Genomic DNA, 20,032 nt, shown 5'->3' with positions numbered 1-20,032 from the left:
CCTCTGCATGGCTATGGTGCCGCAATGACCGACAGCCCCGAAAAACCCGTCCGAAAGCCGCGCAAGGCGGCCGCTCCTGCCGTGCGGCCACCGCTGAAGCGGCGTGTCTTGCGCTGGGCCGGACGGATCGCGGGCGGGGTGGCCGCGCTGTTTGCCGTGCTGATCGTGCTGTTTTCCTTCGTTCCGCCGCCGATCAATTTCTATCAACTGGGCGAGTCGCTGCGGCTGGGCGGCATCGAGCGGGACTGGGTGCCGATCGAAGAGATCGCGCCGGTGATGGCGCGGTCGGCGGTCGCGGCGGAGGATGCGAATTTCTGCCTGCATTGGGGCTTTGACATGGCGGCCATCCGCGAGGCGGTGGCAGAGGGGTCGAACCGGGGGGCATCGACCATCAGCCAGCAGACGGTGAAGAACGTCTTTCTCTGGCATGGGCGGTCCTGGCTGCGCAAGGCGCTGGAAGGGCTCATCACGCCGGTGGTGGAGACGGTTTGGAGCAAGCGGCGCATCCTTGAGGTCTATCTCAACGTGGCGGAGTTCGATGAGGGCGTCTTTGGCGTGCAGGCGGCGGCGCAGCATCATTTCGGGGTGGATGCGCGCGATCTGACACCCACGCAGGCGGCGCGTCTGGCCGCCGTGCTGCCCGATCCCAAGGGGCGGTCGGCATCGAACCCGTCGGATTTCGTGCGGTCGCGGACGCGGGCGATCATCGGGGGCGCGGAAACGATAGCGGCGGATGGCCGGGCGGCCTGTTTCGAGGAATGAGCCGTTGAATTCCCGTCCCTGACGGGGCAAAGACGTCTGACCGTTTCATGACATCACGGGATGCCCGTTTCAGATGATCCGTCTCTATCATTTTCCGCTGTCACCCTATTGCCGCAAGGTGCGGTTGACGCTGGCCGAGAAGCGGCTGGAGGTGGAACTGGTGGAAGAGCGGTACTGGGAGCCTTCGCCCGATTTCCTGCGCCGCAACCCGGCGGGCAAGGTGCCTGTGCTGCGCTGGGACAATCGGGTGATGTCGGAAAGCCAGGCCATCTGTGAATATCTGGAGGAGGCCGTTCCCACCCCGCAGCTGATGCCGCGCGATCCCGAGGCGCGTTATGAGGTGCGGCGGCTGTGCGCGTGGTTCGACGACAAGTTCCATGAGGAAGTGACGTCGAAGCTGCTGTATGAGCGGGTGAACAAGAAGGTGATGGGTCAGGGTTACCCCGACAGCAAGAACGTGAAGTTCGGGGCGAGCCGGATCAAGTACCACCTCGACTATATGGGGTGGCTTTTGGATCAGCGGCGCTGGCTGGCCGGTGATGTGATGACGCTGGCCGATCTGACGGCGGCGGCGCATCTGTCCTGCCTTGATTACATCTCGGACGTGGACTGGAACCGGTCGGCGGCGGTGAAGGATTGGTATGCGAAGGTGAAATCGCGCCCCTGTTTCCGCACGCTGCTGGCCGATCAGGTGCCGGGCTTTCCGCCGCCTGCCCATTACGCCGATCTGGATTTCTGACGGCGGGCGGGTACGATTTTCCTGCGAAAAATCGGGCGGGGGATGCTTCGCCCCCCGCACCCCCAGAGGGTATTTGGGCCAAGATGAAGCTGGACATCCTGAAGGACAGGCTGGAGGCGCAGGCGCGGGCCGAGGGGTTTGCAGCGCTGGGGATCTGCGCGCCCGATGCCGTGCCGGAGGCGGCGGGGCGGCTGGCGGCGTGGCTGGCCGAGGGGCGCCAGGGGCAGATGGCGTGGATGGGCGAGCGGGTGGCGTGGCGGGGGAGCGCGGCGGCGCTGTGGCCCGAGGCGCGATCGGTGATCATGCTGGCGGAATGCTACACGCCCACGGGTGACCCGCTGGCGGTGCTGGAGGCGCGCGACCGGGGGGCGGTCAGCGTCTATGCGCAGGGGAAGGATTACCACGATCTGGTGAAGCGGCGGTTGAAGCGTCTGGGGCGCTGGCTTCTGGATCAGGCGGAACCGGGGGAGGCGATCAAGGTTTTCGTCGATACCGCGCCGGTGATGGAAAAGCCCCTGGCACAGGCGGCGGGGCTGGGCTGGCAGGGCAAGCACACCAACCTTTTGTCGCGGGATTTGGGGAACTGGTTCTTTCTGGGCGCGATCTTCACCACGCTGGATCTGCCCAAGGATGTGCCCGAGCAGAGCCATTGCGGGACGTGCACCGCCTGTCTGGACATCTGCCCGACCGGGGCCTTTCCGGCGCCCTATCAGCTGGATGCGCGGCGCTGCATTTCCTATCTGACGATCGAGCATCGCGGGCCGGTGGCGGAGGGGCTGCGGGGCCTTATGGGCAATCGCATCTATGGCTGTGATGACTGTCTGGCGGTCTGCCCCTGGAACAAGTTTGCGAAAGCCGCGACGGAGATCGGCTATCAGCCGCGCGTGGGGGCGCCGGAATTGGCGGAACTTGCGGTGTTGGACGATGCGGGGTTCCGGGCGAGGTTCGCGGGCAGCCCGATCAAGCGGATCGGGCGGGATCGGTTCGTGCGCAATGTGCTTTATGCCATCGGGAATTCGGGGATGCCGGACTTGCGCGCCGTGGCGGCAGGGTTGCGGGAAGATGCCGATCCGACGGTGGCGGAGGCGGCAAGCTGGGCGGTGGACCGCCTGTCCTGAACCGGGGCCCGCCAAGGCAGGGTTTCGGGAAGCGGGGATTCGGTGTTAGGCTGATGATCCGACCTGTCATGGAGGATGGCATGAGCAAGCATGTTGCCGACAAGCGCAGCCCGTCGACGGGCAGCCGCGTGAAGCAGTTTATGCGGCTGTCGCGGACCCCGCGCGAGACATGGCACCGCCCGCGCGGCGCAGCGGGGGGACAGCGGCTGTTGCAGTTCCTGCGGATCGAGCGGGGGCGGATGGCCTAGCGCCGGCGGAGCCTGTCGCGCAGGATGGCGAGGACATCGCGCAGGTCGGTCGCCTGATCGGCGCTGAGGCCCGTGTTTTCGAGAAAGCAGAGCGGCACGGGGGCGGCCTTGTCCTGCAACGCGCGACCGGCATCCGTGAGGTGGAGGCGGACCTGTCGTTCATCGGCCTTGTCGCGGCCGCGGCTGATCCATCCGGCCTGTTCCAGCCGCTTGAGGAGCGGTGTCAGCGTGTTGCTTTCCAGAAAGAGGGTGGCGCCAAGCTGACCGACGGTCTGGCCGTCACGATCCCAGAGCGCGGCGAGGACGAGGTATTGTGGATAGGTGAGGCCGAGCGGATCGAGCAGGGGTTTGTAGGCGGCCTGCATGGCATGGCCTGCGGAATAGAGCGCGAAGCACAGCATCTGGGGTGGGGGCGGGATGGGGTGGTCGCTCATGGCCGAAGATTATATCGCGCGCGATGAAACGGCAAGCGGTTGACCCTTGCCGCAGGGCGCGCTAGAATGATCGCGTGCGATTTAATCGCGTAGGAATTACAAGGAGGCTCAAGATGTCTGTGGATCCGAAATACTGGACCGAAGCACAGGCCACCGGCGGTGGGCGCAATGGTGTGGCCAAGCTGGTGGATGGCAAGCTGACCGTGACGATGACCAGCCCCAAGGAACTGGGCGGATCGGGCGCGGGGCATAACCCGGAGGAGTTGTTCGCGGTGGGCTATGCGGCCTGTTACCTTGGCGCGATGCGCTTTGCCGCGAGCAGCGAGAAGCTGGGGACGGTGCCGGACAATGCAACGGTGAACGCCCATGTGGGGATCGGGCCGCGGTCGGATGGCGGGTTCGGGTTGCATGTGAAGCTGGTGGTGACCCTGCCGGGGGTGGAGCGCGCGGTGGCGGAGAAGATCGCCGAGCGCGGGCATTTCATCTGCCCCTATTCCAACGCGACCAAGGGCAACATCACCGTGGAAACGGTAATCGCCTGATCGGGCGCCGGTGATTTGCACCCCGCAGCCGCCTTGCGGCCTTGCGGGGTGCCGCCTTAGGCTGTGCCCTGCAACAGGAAGGGGCCAGTCATGAGCAATCCGCATTGGATCTATACCCAGACGATCAAGACCTTTGCCGCGGGCGCGGAACCGGGATTTGAAGACCCGGGCGAGTTGGCGGCGACATGGGGCAAGGTCTGGGGGATCGACAATGATGTGGGCCGCATCCGCGAAATCCTGATGCACCGGCCGGGACCGGAGATGGGGGTTGTGGACCCGTCGAAGCGGTTGGCGGAGATCGGGTCTTTCGGGGATCCGGCGGTGGGGTGGTATTACCAATCGGACACGCCGCCCGACATCCCGCTGATGCAGGCCCAGCATGCAGCCTTTGTCGCGGCACTGGAGGCGGAGGGGGTGGTTGTCCATTATGTGGATGGCGAGGCGGGGAACCGGCTGAAGCAGGTCTATACCCGCGATCCGCTGATCATGGTGAAGGGGGGCGCGATCATCTGCCGGATGGGCGCGCGCATCCGGCGGGGCGAGGAATTGGCGATCACCCGCACGCTGGGGCGGCTGGGCGTGCCGATCCTGCGCACGATCAACGGCACGGGTGTGATGGAGGGCGGCAGTTTTGCCTGGCTGAACGCCCGGACCTGCGCCATCGGCGTGGGGGTGCGGGTGAACCGCGACGGGGCCGAACAGGTGCGCGAGGTGCTGGCGCGGCAGGGGGTGGAACTGCTGATCGTGGATCTGGTGGGCTATGACATCCATCTGGATGTGAGTTTCCTGATGATCGACCGCGATCTGGCGATCCTGAACCCGATGGGGTTGCCGTTTTCATTCCTTGAAGAGTTGAGGGCGCGGGGGATCCGGTGGATCGAGACGGACCCCGCGGATAACGGGTGGATCGTGAATTCGTTGGCCATCGCGCCGGGCAAGGTGCTGATGCCCGAGGGTGCCACCAATCGCACGCTGGACCGGCTGGCAGCGGCTGGGGTGAGTTGGGTGACGATCCCCTATGCCGAGGTGCAGAAGAACGGGGGCGGGCTGCATTGTTCCACCACGCCCTTGATCCGGGATGGGGTGTGAAGCGGATCGAAAGGTCTGGGCTGCACGCCGGGCGCATCGGCCCGTACGGGATGCGCCATGCGGAGGGCCAGGAAAGGAGTTGCCAGACGGATCCGCCGCGCCCTTGCGCGGATGATCGGGCCGCAGGTCTTTCTGGGTCTGACCCGATCAGAGGCGGGCGCTGCCGATCCCGGTGCGGGACGGGTGCTGCGACGCCCCAGAAATGAAAAGGCGAAGGTTGCGGGGGCAACCTTCGCCTTCGTCTGCGGTGCTGTCTGCCTGTGGCTGACGATCTGCCTGCGGGCGTGATGCGGATCAGGCGCGGACCAGCTTTTCGTATTCGGTCGAGATGCGCTTGGTCAGATCGCCGACCTCGAAGTTGTAGTCGCCGATCTGGCCCACCGGCGTGACCTCGGCCGCCGTGCCGGTGAGGAAGCACTGTTCGAACCCTTCAAGCTCGGACGCCTCGATCCGGCGCTCGTGCACCTTGATCTGCATGTCGCGCAGCATCCCGATCACGGTTTGCCGGGTGATGCCGTTCAGGATCGCGTCGGGGATGGGGGTGTGCACTTCGCCATCCTTGACGAAGAAGATGTTGGCGCCCGTCGCCTCGGCCACGTAGCCGCGGTAGTCGAACATCATGGCGTCCGAGCAACCCTTCGCCTCGGCCGCGTGTTTGGACATGGTGCAGATCATGTAGAGACCGGCGGCCTTGGCGGCGTGGGGGATGGTTTCGGGCGAGGGGCGCTTCCATTTGGCGATGTCGAGCTTGGCGCCCTTCATCTTGGCGTCGCCGTAGTAATTGCCCCAGGACCAGCAGGCCACGGCGAGGCGGATCGGGTTGCGCTTGCTTGCCACGCCCATGTCTTCGCCCGCGCCGCGCCAGGCGATGGCCCGGACATAGGCATCGGTCAGGTTGTTGGCCTTGAGCACTGCCTCTTTGGCGGCGTTGATCTCTTCCACCGAATAGGGAAGCGGCATGTCGAGCAACTCGCCCGAGGTGCGCAGGCGTTCGGAATGTTCGGTCGATTTGAAGATCTTGCCATTGTAGCAGCGTTCGCCTTCGAACACCGCGCTGGCGTAGTGCAGGGCATGGGTCAGGATGTGGACATTGGCCCCGCGCCATTCCACCAGTTTGCCATCCATCCAGATGTACCCGTCGCGATCGTCATAGCTGGCCATGTCCCACTCCCAAGGGATGAATTTGCGAATGTTGCGCCGATTAGGTCCAAGGTGGACATAAAGTTGCGTCAAACTGGTGTCGAGCTAGCAGTTGGTTCTTGGAAAGTCAACAAGGCTGACGTAAATTCGGGGTGACGGGACGGGGCGACGGCGAGGGGTGAGCATGGCCGAAGGCAATACCGGCGGGGAAAGCCTGCTGTTTCTGACCGACGAGCAGTTGCGCAAGGGAATCGAGGCGATGTTCTTTGCCTATCGCGGGTTCACCGCGGACCCGGACCGTATTCTGGAAGGGATGGATTACGGGCGCGCCCATCACCGGGCGATCCATTTCATCCACCGTTCGCCCGGGACCACGGTTTCCAACCTGCTGGGGATTCTGGGGGTGACGAAGCAGAGCCTGAACCGCGTGCTGCGGACGCTGATCGACGATGGTCTGGTGGAGGCGCGCGTGGGCAAGGACGACAAGCGCGAGCGCAACCTGCATCTGACGGCCAAGGGGCAAGAGCTGGAGCGGCAGTTGTCGGATGCCCAGCGCGCCCGGATGCGGGCGGCCTATCGGGCGGCGGGACCGGCCGCGGTGCAGGGATTTCGCACCGTGCTTGAGGCGATGATGGACCCGGAGATGCGGCGGCAGTATCAATCGCTGCGCGAGGGGGAGAAATGAACGAACCGCAGCCACATCTTCTGGTCGTCGATGACGACGAACGCATCCGGGGCCTTTTGCAGAAGTTCCTGATGCGCAACGGCTATCTGGTCACGGTGGCACGCGACGCAGCGCAGGCGCGGCGGCTGCTGGCGGGGCTGGAGTTCGACATGATCGTGCTGGATGTGATGATGCCCGGCGAGGACGGCATCCTTCTGACGCGCGAGTTGCGGGGGCGGATGGCGGTGCCGATCCTGCTGCTGACGGCGCGGGGCGAGACGGCGAACCGCATCGAGGGGCTGGAGGCGGGGGCGGATGATTATCTGGTCAAGCCCTTTGAGCCGAAGGAACTGCTGTTGCGGATCAACGCGATCCTGCGGCGGGTGCCGCAGGTGCAGGTGGCCCCCCCTGCCCCCAAGGTGCTGCATCTGGGCGCGGTGCGCTATGACATGGACCGGGGCGAGTTGTGGCGGGGGGCCGATCCCGTGCGGCTGACGGCGACGGAAGCGGCGCTGATGCGGATGTTCGCGGCCCAGCCGGGGCAGGCGATCAGCCGCGAGAAGCTGGCCGGCGATCTGGGGCGCGACGAGGGCGGCGCGCAGGAGCGGGCGGTGGATGTGCAGATCACGCGGCTGCGGCGCAAGATCGAGGATGACCCGAAGGTGCCGCGCTATCTGCAGACGGTGCGCGGCGAGGGGTATCTTCTGCAACCGGACTGAGGACGATTTCCCTGTCGCAGAACCGGGCGGGGCTGATAGGACTGCGGCGGTGTGGTGTTCTTAGGAGGTTGGCATGTTTCACGGAAGGATCGCGGTGGCGGCGCTGCTGGTGCTGGGTGCGGCGGGAACGGCGGGGGCGCAGAGCCTTATGCCGTGGGGGGCGTCGGATTACTGGGACGTGATGATTGATCCCACGCTGGGCAATGGCTGCCTGATCCAGAGCGCGTTCGAGGACGGGTCGGTGGTGCGGATCGGGTTGGATGCGACCAAGGGCACGGGCTATGTGACAGCCTTCAACGAAGCCTGGGGCGATATCGAGGAGGGCAAGCTGTACCCGATCCGTTTCGATCTGGACGGCGAGGCGTTCGAGGGCGAGGCGCGGGGCATGTATCTGGACGGCGTGCCCGGGGCGGATGTGGTGTTCGACAATGTGGATTTCTTCATGTCGATCGCCGAGCGGCAGACGATGACGATGTATCACGACGGGGCCGAGGTCATGGCCATCGACCTGACAGGGACGATGGCCGGGCTGGCGGCGGTGCTGGAGTGCCAGGACGAGCAGGGCTGAGGCGAAGGCCGGGGGGGACATGCGTCCCCCCCGGACCCCCCTTCGCCCTGACCTGAGCAAAGCGAGAGGCGGAGAGGGTGCTGGTCTACACACATCAGGATTGCGCGCGCCATGTGACCCCGCCGGGCCACCCGGAGCGGGTGGAGCGTCTGGCGGCGGTGGAGCGGGGGCTGGCGGGGCTGGACGTCGTGCGCCGCGATTGCCCGCTGGGGGCGGAGGCGGAGGTGCTGCGCTGTCACCCGGCAGCTTATCTGGCGAAGGTGCGGCGGGCGGTGCCTGAGGCGGGGTTCGTGGCGCTGGACGGCGACACGATCCTGTCGCCCGGGTCGCTGGATGCCGCGCTGCGCGCCGTGGGCGGCATCTGCGCGGCGGTGGATGCGGTGATGGCGGGGGAGGCACGGGCGGCCTTTGTCGCCGGGCGGCCACCGGGGCATCATGCGGAGACAGCGACGGCGATGGGGTTTTGCCTGTTCGGCACCGTGGCGATTGCGGCGAAGCGGTTGCTGGACCATCACGGGCTGGCCCGCGTGGCGGTGGTGGATTTCGATGTGCATCACGGCAATGGCACGCAGGATCTGCTGTGGGAGGAGGGGCGGGTGATGTTCGCCTCGACCCATGAGATGCCGCTTTATCCCGGCACCGGCAGCCCGCAGGAGCGGGGGGCGCAGGGGCAGATCGTGAATGTGCCTTTGCGGGCGGGGACGGGCGGGGCGGCGATGCGGGCGGCCTATGAGGGGGTGATCCTGCCCGCGCTGGAGGATTTCGCGCCGGAGTTTCTGTTGATCTCGGCCGGGTTCGATGCCCATGCCGCCGATCCCCTGGCCAATCTGGAGTGGCAGGCGGAGGATTATGCCTGGCTGACGGGGCGGCTGTGCGATTTGGCCGCGCGACATGCGGGGGGGAGGGTCGTCTCGACACTGGAAGGCGGATATGATCTGGAAGCGTTGGCGGCGTCGGTCGCCGCGCATGTGGGCGTGCTTGAGGAGCGGAGCAGATGACCGGGAAAGCCGTATCCGAGATGAGTTTCGAAGAGGCGATGGCCGCGCTGGAGCAGGTGGTGAACCAGCTGGAACGCGGCGAGGTGGCGCTGGAGGAGAGCATCGCCCTATATGAGCGCGGCGCGGCGCTGAAGGCGCATTGCGCGGCCAAGCTGAAGGCGGCGGAAGAGAAGGTGGAACTGATCCGCGCGCAGGAGGGCCGCGTTGTCGGCACGACCCCGGCGGAGGGGATGTGAGCTTTTCGGAGGTTCTGGCCCGGGATGCCGCGGCCATCGAGGCGCGGCTGATGGCCGCGTTGGAGGGCCGGGCCGAGGTGCCCGTGGTGCAGGCGATGCGCTATGCGCTGCGCGGGGGCAAGCGGCTGCGCGGTTTTCTGGTGCTGGAGGGCGCGCGGATGCATGGGCTGCCGGATGCGCAGGCCATCAGTGCGGCGGCAGCGGTGGAAGCCCTGCATGCCTATTCGCTGGTCCATGATGACCTGCCCTGCATGGATGACGATGATCTGCGGCGTGGCCAACCCACCGTCCATGTGAAATGGGATGAGGCGACGGCGGTGCTGGCGGGGGATGCGTTGCAGACGCTGGCCTTTGAGTTGCTGGCCGATCCGGCGCTGGGATCGGGGGATGTGCGCATCGCGCTGGTGTCCGGGCTGGCGCGTGCGAGCGGGGCCGAAGGGATGGTGCTGGGCCAGGCGTTGGACATTGCCGCCGAGACGGCGGTGGCGCCGCTGACGCTGGAGGACATCACCGCGTTGCAGGCGGGCAAGACCGGGGCGCTGATCCGCTGGTCGGCCGAAGCGGGGGCGGTGATCGCCGGGGCGGACCCTGCGCCCCTGCGCGCCTATGCCGAAAAGCTGGGCTTGGCCTTTCAGATCTGGGACGATGTGCTGGATGTCGAAGGCGACGTGGCCAAGACCGGCAAGCGGTTGCAGAAGGATGCCGATGCGGGGAAGGCGACGTTCGTATCGCTTCTGGGGCTGGACGCGGCAAAAGCGCGCGCGGGGGCTTTGATCGACGCGGCGGCGGGCCATCTTTCGCCTTATGGCGCGCGGGCGGTAAACTTGATTGCCTGCGCGCGCTTCGTTATCAGCCGCGAGATGTGAAGCGCCCCGTGGCCCGCTGGAGGGCAGTATGACCGACCGACCCAAGACCCCGCTGCTGGACCGGGTGCATCAGCCGACCGATATGAAGGGCCTGTCGGACCGCGAGTTGCGGCAACTGGCCGATGAGGTGCGCGCCGAGACGATTTCCGCCGTGTCGGTGACAGGCGGGCATCTGGGCGCGGGTCTGGGCGTGGTGGAACTGACGGTGGCGATCCATGCCGTGTTCGACACGCCGCGCGACAAGCTGATCTGGGATGTGGGGCATCAGTGTTACCCCCACAAGATCCTGACCGGGCGGCGCGACCGTATCCGCACGCTGCGGACGGAGGGCGGGCTGTCGGGGTTCACCAAACGCAGCGAGTCGCCCTATGATCCGTTCGGGGCGGCACATTCTTCGACCTCGATCAGTGCGGCGCTGGGCTTTGCGGCGGCGCGCGATCTGGGCGGCGATGCGGGCGATGCGATCGCGGTGATCGGTGACGGGTCGATGAGCGCTGGCATGGCGTTCGAGGCGATGAACAACGCAGGCCATCTGAAGAAGCGGTTGTTCGTCATCCTGAACGACAATGAGATGAGCATCGCGCCACCCGTGGGGGCGCTGTCATCCTATCTGTCCCGGCTTTATGCCGAGGCGCCGTTTCAGGATCTGAAGGCGGCGGCGAAGGGCGCGATGAGCCTGTTGCCGGAGCCGTTTCAGGAAGGGGCGCGGCGGGCCAAGGAGATGCTGAAAGGCATGGCCGTGGGGGGCACGCTGTTCGAGGAGTTGGGGTTTTCCTATCTGGGCCCCATCGACGGGCATGATCTGGACCAGTTGCTGGCGGTCTTGCGCACGGTGAAGGCGCGGGCGACGGGGCCGATGCTGATCCATGTGCTGACGAAGAAGGGCAAGGGCTATGCCCCGGCCGAGGCCGCGCGGGACCGGGGCCATGCGACGGGCAAGTTCGACGTGCTGACCGGCGTGCAGGCGAAGGCGGTGTCGAACGCGCCGAGCTATACCAAGGTGTTCGCGCAGAGCCTGATCGCCGAGGCCGAGCGGGACGAAAAGATCGTGGCCGTGACGGCGGCGATGCCGGATGGCACGGGGTTGAACCTGTTTGCAGAACGGTTTCCGCGCCGCTGTTTCGACGTGGGGATTGCCGAGCAGCACGCGGTGACGTTCAGCGCGGGGATGGCGGCGGGGGGGATGAAGCCGTTCTGTGCGCTGTATTCCACCTTCCTGCAGCGCGGCTATGATCAGGTGGTGCATGACGTGGCGATCCAGCGGTTGCCCGTGCGCTTTGCGATCGACCGGGCGGGGCTGGTGGGCGCGGATGGGGCGACCCATGCGGGCAGTTTCGACGTGGCTTTCCTTGCCAATCTGCCGGGCTTCGTGGTGATGGCGGCGGCGGATGAGGCGGAACTGGTGCATATGGTGGCCACGGCCGTGGCCCATGACGACGGGCCCATCGCATTCCGCTTTCCGCGTGGCGAAGGGGTGGGTTGCGACATGCCCGCGCGCGGTGTGCCTTTGGAGATCGGGCGGGGCCGGGTGATCCGCGAAGGCGGGCGCGTGGCGATCCTGTCCTTTGGCACGCGGCTGGCCGAGGTGGTGAAGGCCGCCGAGGCGCTGGCCCAGCGCGGGATCGCGCCGACGGTCATTGATGCGCGCTTTGCCAAGCCGCTGGACCGGGATCTGATCCTGAACGCGGCGCGGCACCATGAGGCCCTGATCACGGTCGAGGAAGGCGCAGTGGGCGGCTTTGGCAGCCATGTGGCACAGCTTCTGGCCGAGGAGGGGGTGTTCGACCAGGGGCTGAAATATCGCAGCATGGTGCTGCCCGATGAGTTCATAGATCAGGCAAGCCCGGAGCGGATGTATCAGGTGGCCGGGATGGATGCGGCGCAGATCGGTGATAAGGTTCTGGAAACCTTGGGCATCGGCATGTTGGCCAAGCGGAGATGAAGAGGCCGTCCTTGACCCTGATTGTTGAAGAGCCGTTCCTGACGATCCTTGCCAAACCGCGCGTGGCCCGGTCATGAGCGACATCGTCCTTGCCTGTGCGAGCCATTCGCCGAAGACGCTGGCCGAAAATCTGGGGAAATCGCCCGCCGTGCGCGATGGCGCCCTGCCCTTGGTCGTGCAGACGAACGCGCCTTCGGCGGCGCTTGCCTATAATGCCGCCATCGACGAGACGGACGCCCCGATCATCGTCTTCGCCCATCATGACGTCTATCTGCCCCAGGGTTGGGACGATCTTCTGAGGGCGCGCATCGCGGAATTGCCAGAAGATTGGGCCGTGTTCGGCAGTTTCGGCGTCGGGCTGGATGGCCAGTCTTACGGACCGGTCTGGTCTTCATCCCTTGGGTCGATCGTGGGGCGCGTGCCGCTTGACCCGGTGCCGGTGCAGGCTTTTGACGAGCTGCTGATCGTTCTGCGCCGCGACAGCGGGGTGCGCTTTGATCCGGAATTGCGCAGTTGGCACATGTACGGCACCGACATTGTCCAGACGGCGCTTGCGGCCGGACGCGGTGCCTATGCCGGGGCGCTGCCGTGCATCCACAACGACAAGTCGCATCTGGCGCTGGATGGTGATTTTGACGCGGCCTACAGGTTCATGCAGCGCAAATGGCAGGACAGGCTGCCTTTGCAGACCGCCGTGACCAAGATCAGCCGATCCGGGTTGCACCTGTGGCGCGGCCATTTGCGAAACCGCCGGGCGGCGAAGATCCTGACGGAGATGGCGGTCGAGACGTCAAGCCCGGTGGAACAGCTTGCCTCTCGTTGCGGGTGGTCGGTGCTGGTGCCGTGATCGCGCCGCCCGGAGGGTGGGGCGGGGCGCCCCGCCCCCACTAGGCGCGGGGACCCGGTGCCGGATCGCTGATCTGCGCGTCGGGTTGCAGCCGATCGGCAAGGCGCTGCTCCAGCGCCGCGATGCGCGCCAGCAGTTCGGCATGGCGCATCGCGGCATCGTCGGGTTTGTCGGCCTCGGCCGCCTCTTGCATGGCGTTCACCACAAGGCCGACCAGCAGGTTGATGACGGCGAAGGTCGTCACAAGGATGAAGCCGATGAAGAAGATCCAGCTGTAGGGGTAGACCTCCATCACCGGGCGGACGACGGCATCGGCCCAGCCTTCCAGTGTCATCACCTGAAACAGGGTCAGCGCGGTGGCGCCGAGATCGCCGAAGCGGTCCGGGAAGCTTGTCCCGAACAGCTTGGTCGCCATGACGGCCGAGACGTAGAAGAGGATCAGCGTCAGCAGAAGGACCGACCCCATCCCCGGCAGGGCGCGGAGGAAGCCTTCGACCACGCGACGCAGGCTGGGCGCCATGGAGATGACGCGGAGCACCCGCAGCACGCGCAGCGCCCGCAGCACCGACAGGCCGCCGCTGGCGGGCAGCAGGGCCACGCCGACGACGGCGAGATCGAAGATGTTCCAGCCCGAACGGAAGAAGCGCCCGCCAAGGGCGAAAAGCTTTAGCGCAAGTTCGAGGATGAAGATGGCAAGGCAGAGCCTGTCGAGGAACAGGATCGTGTCCCCCGCCGCGGCCATCGCGGTTTTGGAGGTTTCAAGCCCGAGGATAGCCGCGTTGAAGAGGATCACCGCAAGGATGAAGCGGGTGACGGCGGGGCGGTCGAGGAAAGCGGCAACTTGGGAACGCAGGGCGGTCATCGGGGGCCTGTCTTGATGGAATCGAAACGCCCGGGCCTTTCGGCCCGGGCGTTTGTTGGAGTAGCCTCACTCGGCCGGTTTCGCCAGATCGTGCTTGGCGTCGCCCTTCGTCTTCCAGAGCGAGAAGACGACACCCGCCGTCAGGATGGCGAAGGTGATCCCGAGCGACCAGCTGGGCGGGAACTTTTCCCAACCCATCAGGTCGGCGATGAAGATCTTCGAACCGATGAACACCAAGAGCAATGACAGCGCATATTTCAGATAGGCGAAGCGATGCAGGATCGCGGCCAGCGCAAAGTAGAGCGCGCGCAGGCCGAGGATGGCGAAGATGTTCGAGGTGTAGACAATGTAGGGATCGGTGGTGATGGTGAAGACCGCAGGCACCGAATCCACCGCGAAGACGAGATCGGCGATTTCGATCAGGATAAGCGCGATGAAGAGCGGCGTGGCATAGCGCACCATCTTGCCCCCGGCATCGGGCTTCTGGACAAAGAAGTTGTTGCCGTGCAGTTCCTCGGTCACGCGGAAGCGGCGCTTGATGAACTTCAGCACCGGGTTATCGGCGATGTTGTGTTCATTGTCGCCCACGAACATCATCTTGATCCCGGTGAAGATCAGGAACACCGCAAAGATGTAGAGCACCCATGAGTAGGAGGCGACGATGGTCGCGCCCAGCCCGATCATGATGCCGCGCAGCACGATCACGCCGAGGATACCCCAGAACAGCACGCGGTGCTGATAGGCGCGGGGAATGGCGAAGAAGGTGAAAATCAGCGCGATGACAAAGACGTTGTCCATCGCCAGCGTCTTTTCCACAACGAAGGCGGTGAGGTAATGGGCCGTCGGTTCCCACCCCATCTGCCAATAGACAAAGCCCGAGAAGCCCAGGCCCAGCGCGATATACATCGCCGACAGCTTCAGGCTTTCGGCGACGCCGATCTCATGGTCGCCGTCCTTGTGCAGAACGCCGAGGTCGAAGGCCAGCAGCGCAATGACCAACGTGATGAAGAGCAGCCACATCCAAAGCGGCTTGCCCAGAAACAAAAGGTAAAGGAATTCCATCCCCGTGGGCCTTTCCTGACATGTCAAACATAACGCGTCTGGAAGTCCGCCGATCACAGGTCCGGGCATGACATCGAGACGCACTCGATGCGGTCCGACATGGCGCGATCTGCGTCAGAGGGGCCCGGCCCGCAGCGGGAAGGTGGGCATGGGATGCCACATTTCAACCCCGTCGGGCGGAAAAAGTAACGCCTGCGTGATTTGGGCGCCCGGCACCCGGCGTGAGGCGCGTTGGTCAGGCTTCGCTGTCCAGCAGGGCGGCGAGCCCGTCGCGATAGGTGGGGTAGCGCAAGGTGATGCCGAGATCGCGCTTGATCCGGTCGTTCCGGACGCGCTTGCTTTCGGCATAGAAGCTGCGGGCCATGGGGGTGAGGTCGGCCTCGTCATAGGGGATGGCAGGCGGCAGCGGCAGGCCCAGCAACGTGGCGGCATGGGCGAGCACGTCTTCCGGCGGGGCGGGATCATCGTCGCAGACGTTGTAGACGGCGCCCGGATCGGGGCGCTGCATGGAGGCGGCCACCACCTGCGCGATGTCATCGACATGGATCCGGCTGAAGATCTGACCGGGTTTGAGGATGCGCCGGGCGGTGCCGTCGCGGACCTTTTCGAACGGGCCGCGTCCGGGGCCATAGATGCCCGCAAGGCGGAAGATGTGCAGGGGCAGGCCGAGCCGCGCCCATGCCGTTTCCGCAGCAACCCGGGCCTGACCGCGCGGCGTGGCCGGGGTGAGGGGGGTGTCTTCATCCACCCAGCCACCCTGATGATCGCCGTAGACGGCGGTGGTGGAGAGGTAGCCCACCCAGAGCGGCCGCGCGGCGCGCAAGGCATCGGCATGATCGCGCAGGATCGGATCACCCGTGGCATCGGGGGCGACCGAGGTGAGGATGTGGGTCGCCCGCCCGAGTGCCGGCTCAAGCGAGCCGGGCAGGAACAGCGGCTCTACCCCGTCAGCGGCGAAGGCGCGGGCGTGGTCGTCGCTGCGGGTGGTGCCGATCACATGCCAGCCCTGCGGCACGAGAAGGCGGGCCAGCGCCTGCGCGGAATAGCCGTGGCCGATGGAGAGGAGCGTTTTCATGGCGGCGACTATTTCGTGACGCGGGCGGCGGTGCAAGCTGTTGCAAAGCCTTTACTTGCGCAGACAGGGCGGTTTCGGATTAGATGCGTGATCAAATTACGAGCACCGAATGAACAAGAACAACGACATGACCGACGATTCCCACCTGATCCTGAGCCCGGACACCCCTGAGGCGGAGGCGTTCACGGATGCCGTGGCCGCCGTGGACCGGCTGGAAGAGTTGTATTTCGCGGCGACAACCTTCCTGTCGCAGCATTTCACCCGCGCGGTAACCGGGCACCGGCCCGCATCGCGCATCCGCGCCTTCTACCCCGAGATCCGGCTGACGACGACAAGCCATGTGAAGACGGATTCGCGCCTGTCCTTTGGCCATGTGGCCGAGCCGGGCACCTATTCGACCACGGTCACGCGGCCGGACCTGTTTCGCAACTATCTGATCCAGCAGATCGAGCTTCTGGTGCGGCACCACGGCCAGCCGGTGCTGATCGGTGCGTCCGACACGCCGATCCCGGTGCATTTCGCGGTGGCGGGCAACCCAAAGGTTTCCGTCCCGCAGGAGGGCGTGCTGGAGTTCTCCCTGCGCGACGTGTTCGATGTGCCGGACCTTGCCACGACCAATGATGACATCGTCAACGGCACCCGGCAGGTGCATGCCGACGGGTCACGCCCCCTTGCCCCGTTCACGGCGCAGCGGGTGGATTATTCGCTGGCCCGGCTGGTGCATTACACCGCCACGGATGCGGCGCATTTCCAGAACCATGTGCTGTTCACGAACTATCAGTTCTACGTCGATGAGTTCGAGGCCTATGCAAGGGCCGTGCTGGGCGATCCTGCTTCGGGCTATACGGCCTTTGTCGGGCCGGGAAATCAGGTGATCGAGACGGCGGATGCGGCGCTGCACCACCCCGCGAAGATGCCACAGATGCCGACCTATCACCTGAAGCGGGCCGATGGGCAGGGCATAACGCTGGTCAATATCGGGGTGGGGCCATCCAACGCCAAGACGGCAACCGACCACATCGCCGTGCTGCGCCCCCATGCCTGGCTGATGGTGGGGCATTGCGCGGGGCTGCGCAACAGCCAGAGCCTTGGCGATTTCGTCCTCGCCCATGCCTATCTGCGCGAGGACCACGTTCTGGACGACGACCTGCCGGTCTGGGTGCCGATCCCGGCGCTGGCGGAAATCCAGATCGCGCTGGAGGATGCGGTCGAGGAAGTGACCCAACTGGAAGGGTATGAACTGAAGCGCATCATGCGGACAGGGACGGTGGCCACCATCGACAACCGCAACTGGGAGTTGCGCGATCAGTCCGGCCCGGTGCAGCGCCTGTCGCAATCCCGCGCGATCGCGCTGGACATGGAAAGCGCGACCATCGCGGCGAACGGCTTCCGCTTCCGTGTGCCTTACGGCACGCTTCTCTGCGTGTCGGACAAGCCGCTGCATGGCGAACTGAAGCTGCCCGGCATGGCGTCAGAGTTCTACAAGACGCAGGTTGCGCGGCATTTGCAGATCGGCGTCCGGGCCATGGAGATGCTGCGCGCGATGCCTATCGAGCGTATCCACAGCCGCAAGCTGCGGAGTTTTGATGAAACGGCGTTTCTCTGACGGACACGGCATATTTCCGCCATGTCTCTCCCGGTAAAGGGGGAAAAGGGGACAGAATGCGCTTGATTTGTTCGGCAAAACAGATTTTAGCGACGACAGTCACTTCTCGGACAGGGACATCCCCGCCTGACTGCGGGACCAGTAAACGAAGGAACAACACATGTCGAAACCGATGACCAAGACCCAGCTTGTTGCCGCCCTTGCCGACCAGATGGGTTCGGACAAGAAGACAGCGGGCGCCGCGCTGGACGCGATCGCCTCTGTCGTGGCGCGCGAAGTGGCCGCGGGCGGCGCCGTCACGCTGCCGGGTCTGGGCAAGGTCGTCTGCCGCGCCCGCCCGGAACGCCAGGTCCGCAACCCGGCCACCGGCGAGACTGTGACGAAGCCCGCCGACAAGCAGGTGAAGTTCTCGATCGCCAAGGCGCTGAAGGACAGCGTCAACGCCTGATTGCAGGCCGATCGCCGCATGATGGGCCGCCCCGAAACGGGCGGCCCTTGTTCTTTGGAAAGATGACATATGGACCTGCGCGCCCTTGGGATGGGGCTGATCTTCAGCCTGATGTGGTCTTCCGCCTTTGCCACGGCACGGATCATCGTGGCGGATGCGCCGCCGCTGGCGGCGCTGGCGTTGCGTTTTGCGCTGTCGGGGCTGCTGGCCATCGCGATCGCCTGGGCGATGGGGGCGCGGTTTCGGCTGGGTGCGGCGCAGTGGCGTTCGGTCGCCATTTTCGGGGTGATGCAGAACGCGGCCTATCTGGGTTTGAACTTCGTGGCCCTGCAATGGGTGGACGCATCGCTGGCGGTGATCATCGCGGCGTCGATGCCCCTGATGGTGGCCGCGCTGTCATGGGTCTTGCGGGGGGAGCGGCTGCCACCGCTGGGGCTGGCGGGGCTGGCGGCAGGATTTGCGGGCGTGGCGCTGATCATGGGCACGCGGTTGACCGGTGGGGCCGATCCCCTGGGTGTGGTGCTGTGCGTGCTGGGGGCCTTGGCGCTTGCCGTGGCGACGATGACGCTGCGTTCGGCCTCGGGCAGCGAGGGCGGGTTGGCGGGGCTCTTGATGGTGGTGGGGTTGCAGATGCTGGCAGGGGCGGCGGTTCTGGCCGTGCTGTCGGCGGGGCTGGAGACGTGGCGCGTGAACCCGACGCCGGAACTGGCGCTGGCCTTCCTGTATCAGCTGTTCATCCCCGGTCTGGCGGCGACGCTGATCTGGTTCGTGCTGGTGCGGCGGATCGGCGCGACGCGGGCGGCGACGTTCCATTTCCTCAACCCGTTCTTCGGCACGCTGATCGCGGCGCTGCTCTTGGGCGAAGGGATGGGTCTGCTGGACGGGATCGGTGTCGCGGTGGTGGCGGGCGGGATTCTGGCGGTGCAGATGAGCCGCCGCCCCGCCTAGCAGATCCACCTAGCCGATCCGGCCGCGCACCCCGCCGGTCTGCCCACGGTCCAGCAGCAGGTGATCGAGGATCACGCAGGCCATCATCGCCTCACCCACCGGGACGGCGCGGATGCCGACGCAGGGGTCGTGGCGGCCCTTGGTGACAAGGTCGATCTCTTCGCCCCGCGCGTTAACGGTGCGGCGCGGGGTCAGGATCGACGAGGTGGGTTTCACCGCAAAACGGCAGACGACCGGCTGCCCGGTCGAGATGCCGCCAAGGATGCCGCCCGCATGGTTCGACAGGAATTCCGGGCCCGCATCACCCATGCGGATTTCATCGGCATTCTCGACGCCCGTAAGCGCCGCCGCCGCCATGCCGTCGCCGATCTCCACGCCTTTCACCGCGTTGATCGACATCATCGCCGAGGCGAGGTCGCTGTCGAGCTTGCCATAGAGCGGCGCGCCGAGACCGGCGGGAACGCCTTCGGCCACCACCTCGATCACCGCGCCCACCGAATTGTGCGATAGGCGCAGGTCATCCAGATAGGCCGCCCAGTCGGCGGCGGCCACGGGATCGGGGCACCAGAAGGGGTTCTTCTCCACCTCGGCCAGATCGAGCCGCGCCCGGTCGATCCCCTTCACCCCCATCTGCACCATATAGCCCGTGATCCGCAGGCCCGGCACCAGACGCGCCAGCACGGCGCGGGCCACGGCCCCTGCTGCCACCCGCGCGGCGGTCTCGCGCGCGCTGGACCGCCCGCCACCGCGATAATCGCGCAGGCCGTATTTCTGGTGATAGGTAATGTCGGCATGGCCCGGGCGGAAGGCTTGGGCGATGTCGCCGTAATCCTTCGACCGCTGATCGGTGTTTTCGATCATCAACTGTATGGGCGTGCCGGTGGTCACGCCTTCGAACACGCCTGACAGGATGCGGACCTCGTCGGGTTCCTTGCGCTGGGTGGTGAACTTGTTCTGCCCGGGCTTGCGCTTGTCCATCCAGGGCTGGATGTCGGCCTCGCGCAGCGCCACGCCCGGCGGCACCCCGTCCACCGTGCAACCCAGCGCCGGGCCGTGGCTTTCGCCCCATGTGGTGACGCGGAAGATGTGGCCGAAGGTGTTGAAGGACATGCCTGCCTG

24 protein-coding genes are annotated in these 20,032 nt (G+C 65.9%); 18 read left to right on the top strand and 6 right to left on the bottom strand.

Annotation, left to right across the window (positions count from 1 at the left end; translation table 11 throughout):
* The first annotated feature begins 24 nt into the window (after positions 1 to 24).
* From mtgA to GU920_RS19315, 4 genes are all read left to right on the top strand, one after another.
* On the top strand, positions 25 to 762 hold the full coding sequence (gene mtgA, locus GU920_RS07975; protein ID WP_161766381.1) for a monofunctional biosynthetic peptidoglycan transglycosylase: 738 nt from the start codon (positions 25 to 27) through the stop codon (positions 760 to 762).
* Between the two features lie 73 nt (positions 763 to 835).
* Positions 836 to 1,501: an FtsZ-binding protein FzlA gene (gene fzlA / locus GU920_RS07970; protein WP_161766380.1), complete on the top strand. Its 666-nt coding sequence runs from the start codon at positions 836 to 838 to the stop codon at positions 1,499 to 1,501.
* Between the two features lie 83 nt (positions 1,502 to 1,584).
* Positions 1,585 to 2,619 carry a tRNA epoxyqueuosine(34) reductase QueG gene (queG, locus tag GU920_RS07965; RefSeq protein ID WP_161766379.1) on the top strand — a complete coding sequence of 345 codons (1,035 nt, stop codon included), beginning with the start codon at positions 1,585 to 1,587 and terminating at the stop codon, positions 2,617 to 2,619.
* 80 nt (positions 2,620 to 2,699) lie between these two features.
* On the top strand, positions 2,700 to 2,867 hold the full coding sequence (locus GU920_RS19315; RefSeq protein WP_201743995.1) for a hypothetical protein: 168 nt from the start codon (positions 2,700 to 2,702) through the stop codon (positions 2,865 to 2,867).
* Here GU920_RS19315 and GU920_RS07960 read toward each other — a convergent pair.
* Positions 2,864 to 3,301, bottom strand: coding sequence for a MarR family winged helix-turn-helix transcriptional regulator (locus GU920_RS07960; protein WP_161766378.1), 438 nt, complete (start codon positions 3,299 to 3,301; stop codon positions 2,864 to 2,866). The two genes, GU920_RS19315 and GU920_RS07960, sit on opposite strands and share 4 nt — an antisense overlap.
* 113 nt (positions 3,302 to 3,414) lie before the next feature.
* On the opposite strand from GU920_RS07960, the gene GU920_RS07955 reads away from it, so the two are divergent.
* The 3 genes from GU920_RS07955 (at position 3,415) to GU920_RS07945 (ending at position 5,220) form a co-directional block, all read left to right on the top strand.
* Positions 3,415 to 3,843: an organic hydroperoxide resistance protein gene (locus tag GU920_RS07955; RefSeq protein WP_161766377.1), complete on the top strand. Its 429-nt coding sequence runs from the start codon at positions 3,415 to 3,417 to the stop codon at positions 3,841 to 3,843.
* Positions 3,844 to 3,933: 90 nt separating this feature from the next.
* Entirely contained in the window at positions 3,934 to 4,932 is a 999-nt protein-coding gene (locus GU920_RS07950) for a dimethylarginine dimethylaminohydrolase family protein (RefSeq protein ID WP_161766376.1), read from the top strand.
* A 111-nt stretch (positions 4,933 to 5,043) separates the two neighbouring features.
* Positions 5,044 to 5,220 (top strand): hypothetical protein, encoded by a 177-nt coding sequence (locus tag GU920_RS07945; protein ID WP_161766375.1) that lies wholly within the window; start codon positions 5,044 to 5,046, stop codon positions 5,218 to 5,220.
* 6 nt (positions 5,221 to 5,226) lie between these two features.
* Here GU920_RS07945 and GU920_RS07940 read toward each other — a convergent pair whose 3' ends face one another.
* Positions 5,227 to 6,093: a branched-chain amino acid aminotransferase gene (locus tag GU920_RS07940; protein WP_161766374.1), complete on the bottom strand. Its 867-nt coding sequence runs from the start codon at positions 6,091 to 6,093 to the stop codon at positions 5,227 to 5,229.
* Positions 6,094 to 6,256: 163 nt separating this feature from the next.
* Between GU920_RS07940 and GU920_RS07935 the strand changes: the two genes are divergently transcribed.
* From GU920_RS07935 to GU920_RS07900, 8 genes are all read left to right on the top strand, one after another.
* Positions 6,257 to 6,757, top strand: a complete 501-nt coding sequence (locus GU920_RS07935) for a MarR family winged helix-turn-helix transcriptional regulator (protein ID WP_161766373.1) — start codon at positions 6,257 to 6,259, stop codon at positions 6,755 to 6,757.
* The gene (locus tag GU920_RS07930; RefSeq protein WP_161766372.1) at positions 6,754 to 7,455 is read left to right on the top strand and encodes a response regulator; all 702 of its coding nucleotides are present in this window, start codon (positions 6,754 to 6,756) and stop codon (positions 7,453 to 7,455) included. The genes GU920_RS07935 and GU920_RS07930 overlap by 4 nt, the downstream gene beginning before the upstream one ends.
* Positions 7,456 to 7,528: 73 nt before the next feature.
* Positions 7,529 to 8,023, top strand: a complete 495-nt coding sequence (locus tag GU920_RS07925; protein ID WP_161766371.1) for a hypothetical protein — start codon at positions 7,529 to 7,531, stop codon at positions 8,021 to 8,023.
* Positions 8,024 to 8,100: 77 nt separating this feature from the next.
* A complete protein-coding gene (locus GU920_RS07920) occupies positions 8,101 to 9,021 on the top strand; it encodes a histone deacetylase family protein (RefSeq protein WP_161766370.1) in 921 nt (306 codons plus the stop codon).
* Positions 9,018 to 9,257: an exodeoxyribonuclease VII small subunit gene (locus tag GU920_RS07915; protein ID WP_161766369.1), complete on the top strand. Its 240-nt coding sequence runs from the start codon at positions 9,018 to 9,020 to the stop codon at positions 9,255 to 9,257. Before GU920_RS07920 ends, GU920_RS07915 begins: the two co-directional genes overlap by 4 nt.
* Positions 9,254 to 10,123: a polyprenyl synthetase family protein gene (locus GU920_RS07910; protein WP_161766368.1), complete on the top strand. Its 870-nt coding sequence runs from the start codon at positions 9,254 to 9,256 to the stop codon at positions 10,121 to 10,123. The genes GU920_RS07915 and GU920_RS07910 overlap by 4 nt, the downstream gene beginning before the upstream one ends.
* 28 nt (positions 10,124 to 10,151) lie before the next feature.
* On the top strand, positions 10,152 to 12,065 hold the full coding sequence (gene dxs, locus GU920_RS07905) for a 1-deoxy-D-xylulose-5-phosphate synthase (RefSeq protein WP_161766367.1): 1,914 nt from the start codon (positions 10,152 to 10,154) through the stop codon (positions 12,063 to 12,065).
* A gap of 73 nt (positions 12,066 to 12,138) precedes the next feature.
* A complete protein-coding gene (locus GU920_RS07900) occupies positions 12,139 to 12,912 on the top strand; it encodes a hypothetical protein (RefSeq protein WP_161766366.1) in 774 nt (257 codons plus the stop codon).
* Between the two features lie 40 nt (positions 12,913 to 12,952).
* Here GU920_RS07900 and GU920_RS07895 read toward each other — a convergent pair whose 3' ends face one another.
* From GU920_RS07895 to GU920_RS07885, 3 genes are all read right to left on the bottom strand, one after another.
* Positions 12,953 to 13,774, bottom strand: a complete 822-nt coding sequence (locus tag GU920_RS07895) for an ion transporter (protein ID WP_161766365.1) — start codon at positions 13,772 to 13,774, stop codon at positions 12,953 to 12,955.
* A 66-nt stretch (positions 13,775 to 13,840) separates the two neighbouring features.
* Complete coding sequence (locus GU920_RS07890) at positions 13,841 to 14,836, bottom strand: TerC family protein (protein ID WP_161766364.1); 996 nt, start codon at positions 14,834 to 14,836, stop codon at positions 13,841 to 13,843.
* A gap of 235 nt (positions 14,837 to 15,071) precedes the next feature.
* The gene (locus tag GU920_RS07885; RefSeq protein ID WP_161766363.1) at positions 15,072 to 15,911 is read right to left on the bottom strand and encodes an SDR family oxidoreductase; all 840 of its coding nucleotides are present in this window, start codon (positions 15,909 to 15,911) and stop codon (positions 15,072 to 15,074) included.
* A gap of 127 nt (positions 15,912 to 16,038) precedes the next feature.
* Here GU920_RS07885 and GU920_RS07880 point away from each other — a divergent pair, with 127 nt between their 5' ends.
* The 3 genes from GU920_RS07880 (at position 16,039) to GU920_RS07870 (ending at position 18,913) form a co-directional block, all read left to right on the top strand.
* Complete coding sequence (locus GU920_RS07880; RefSeq protein WP_161766362.1) at positions 16,039 to 17,517, top strand: AMP nucleosidase; 1,479 nt, start codon at positions 16,039 to 16,041, stop codon at positions 17,515 to 17,517.
* Between the two features lie 160 nt (positions 17,518 to 17,677).
* Positions 17,678 to 17,965, top strand: coding sequence for an HU family DNA-binding protein (locus tag GU920_RS07875; protein WP_161766361.1), 288 nt, complete (start codon positions 17,678 to 17,680; stop codon positions 17,963 to 17,965).
* Positions 17,966 to 18,034: 69 nt separating this feature from the next.
* Complete coding sequence (locus tag GU920_RS07870; RefSeq protein ID WP_161766360.1) at positions 18,035 to 18,913, top strand: DMT family transporter; 879 nt, start codon at positions 18,035 to 18,037, stop codon at positions 18,911 to 18,913.
* 9 nt (positions 18,914 to 18,922) lie between these two features.
* Here GU920_RS07870 and aroC read toward each other — a convergent pair whose 3' ends face one another.
* A complete protein-coding gene (aroC, locus tag GU920_RS07865; RefSeq protein ID WP_161766359.1) occupies positions 18,923 to 20,023 on the bottom strand; it encodes a chorismate synthase in 1,101 nt (366 codons plus the stop codon).
* Positions 20,024 to 20,032: the final 9 nt, after the last annotated feature.

Source organism: Paragemmobacter ruber, from assembly GCF_009908315.1.
Classification (GTDB): Bacteria; Pseudomonadota; Alphaproteobacteria; order Rhodobacterales; family Rhodobacteraceae; genus Paragemmobacter; species Paragemmobacter ruber.
The sequence above is the reverse complement of the archived record's forward strand: the minus strand, read 5'-3'. Positions and strand labels throughout refer to the sequence as shown.

Bases quoted from the DNA above. Each gene is read 5' to 3' on its own strand.
- GU920_RS07875 (WP_161766361.1), top strand. From the start codon at position 17,678: ATGTCGAAACCGATGACCAAGACCCAGCTTGTTGCCGCCCTTGCCGAC.
- GU920_RS07885 (WP_161766363.1), bottom strand. From the start codon at position 15,911: ATGAAAACGCTCCTCTCCATCGGCCACGGCTATTCCGCGCAGGCGCTG.
- GU920_RS07890 (WP_161766364.1), bottom strand. From the start codon at position 14,836: ATGGAATTCCTTTACCTTTTGTTTCTGGGCAAGCCGCTTTGGATGTGG.
- GU920_RS07960 (WP_161766378.1), bottom strand. From the start codon at position 3,301: ATGAGCGACCACCCCATCCCGCCCCCACCCCAGATGCTGTGCTTCGCG.
- GU920_RS07880 (WP_161766362.1), top strand. From the start codon at position 16,039: ATGACCGACGATTCCCACCTGATCCTGAGCCCGGACACCCCTGAGGCG.
- GU920_RS07955 (WP_161766377.1), top strand. From the start codon at position 3,415: ATGTCTGTGGATCCGAAATACTGGACCGAAGCACAGGCCACCGGCGGT.
- GU920_RS07950 (WP_161766376.1), top strand. From the start codon at position 3,934: ATGAGCAATCCGCATTGGATCTATACCCAGACGATCAAGACCTTTGCC.
- GU920_RS07935 (WP_161766373.1), top strand. From the start codon at position 6,257: ATGGCCGAAGGCAATACCGGCGGGGAAAGCCTGCTGTTTCTGACCGAC.
- mtgA (WP_161766381.1), top strand. From the start codon at position 25: ATGACCGACAGCCCCGAAAAACCCGTCCGAAAGCCGCGCAAGGCGGCC.
- GU920_RS19315 (WP_201743995.1), top strand. From the start codon at position 2,700: ATGAGCAAGCATGTTGCCGACAAGCGCAGCCCGTCGACGGGCAGCCGC.
- GU920_RS07930 (WP_161766372.1), top strand. From the start codon at position 6,754: ATGAACGAACCGCAGCCACATCTTCTGGTCGTCGATGACGACGAACGC.
- aroC (WP_161766359.1), bottom strand. From the start codon at position 20,023: ATGTCCTTCAACACCTTCGGCCACATCTTCCGCGTCACCACATGGGGC.
- GU920_RS07940 (WP_161766374.1), bottom strand. From the start codon at position 6,093: ATGGCCAGCTATGACGATCGCGACGGGTACATCTGGATGGATGGCAAA.
- queG (WP_161766379.1), top strand. From the start codon at position 1,585: ATGAAGCTGGACATCCTGAAGGACAGGCTGGAGGCGCAGGCGCGGGCC.
- GU920_RS07895 (WP_161766365.1), bottom strand. From the start codon at position 13,774: ATGACCGCCCTGCGTTCCCAAGTTGCCGCTTTCCTCGACCGCCCCGCC.
- GU920_RS07900 (WP_161766366.1), top strand. From the start codon at position 12,139: ATGAGCGACATCGTCCTTGCCTGTGCGAGCCATTCGCCGAAGACGCTG.
- GU920_RS07925 (WP_161766371.1), top strand. From the start codon at position 7,529: ATGTTTCACGGAAGGATCGCGGTGGCGGCGCTGCTGGTGCTGGGTGCG.
- GU920_RS07870 (WP_161766360.1), top strand. From the start codon at position 18,035: ATGGACCTGCGCGCCCTTGGGATGGGGCTGATCTTCAGCCTGATGTGG.
- GU920_RS07915 (WP_161766369.1), top strand. From the start codon at position 9,018: ATGACCGGGAAAGCCGTATCCGAGATGAGTTTCGAAGAGGCGATGGCC.
- fzlA (WP_161766380.1), top strand. From the start codon at position 836: ATGATCCGTCTCTATCATTTTCCGCTGTCACCCTATTGCCGCAAGGTG.
- dxs (WP_161766367.1), top strand. From the start codon at position 10,152: ATGACCGACCGACCCAAGACCCCGCTGCTGGACCGGGTGCATCAGCCG.
- GU920_RS07945 (WP_161766375.1), top strand. From the start codon at position 5,044: ATGATCGGGCCGCAGGTCTTTCTGGGTCTGACCCGATCAGAGGCGGGC.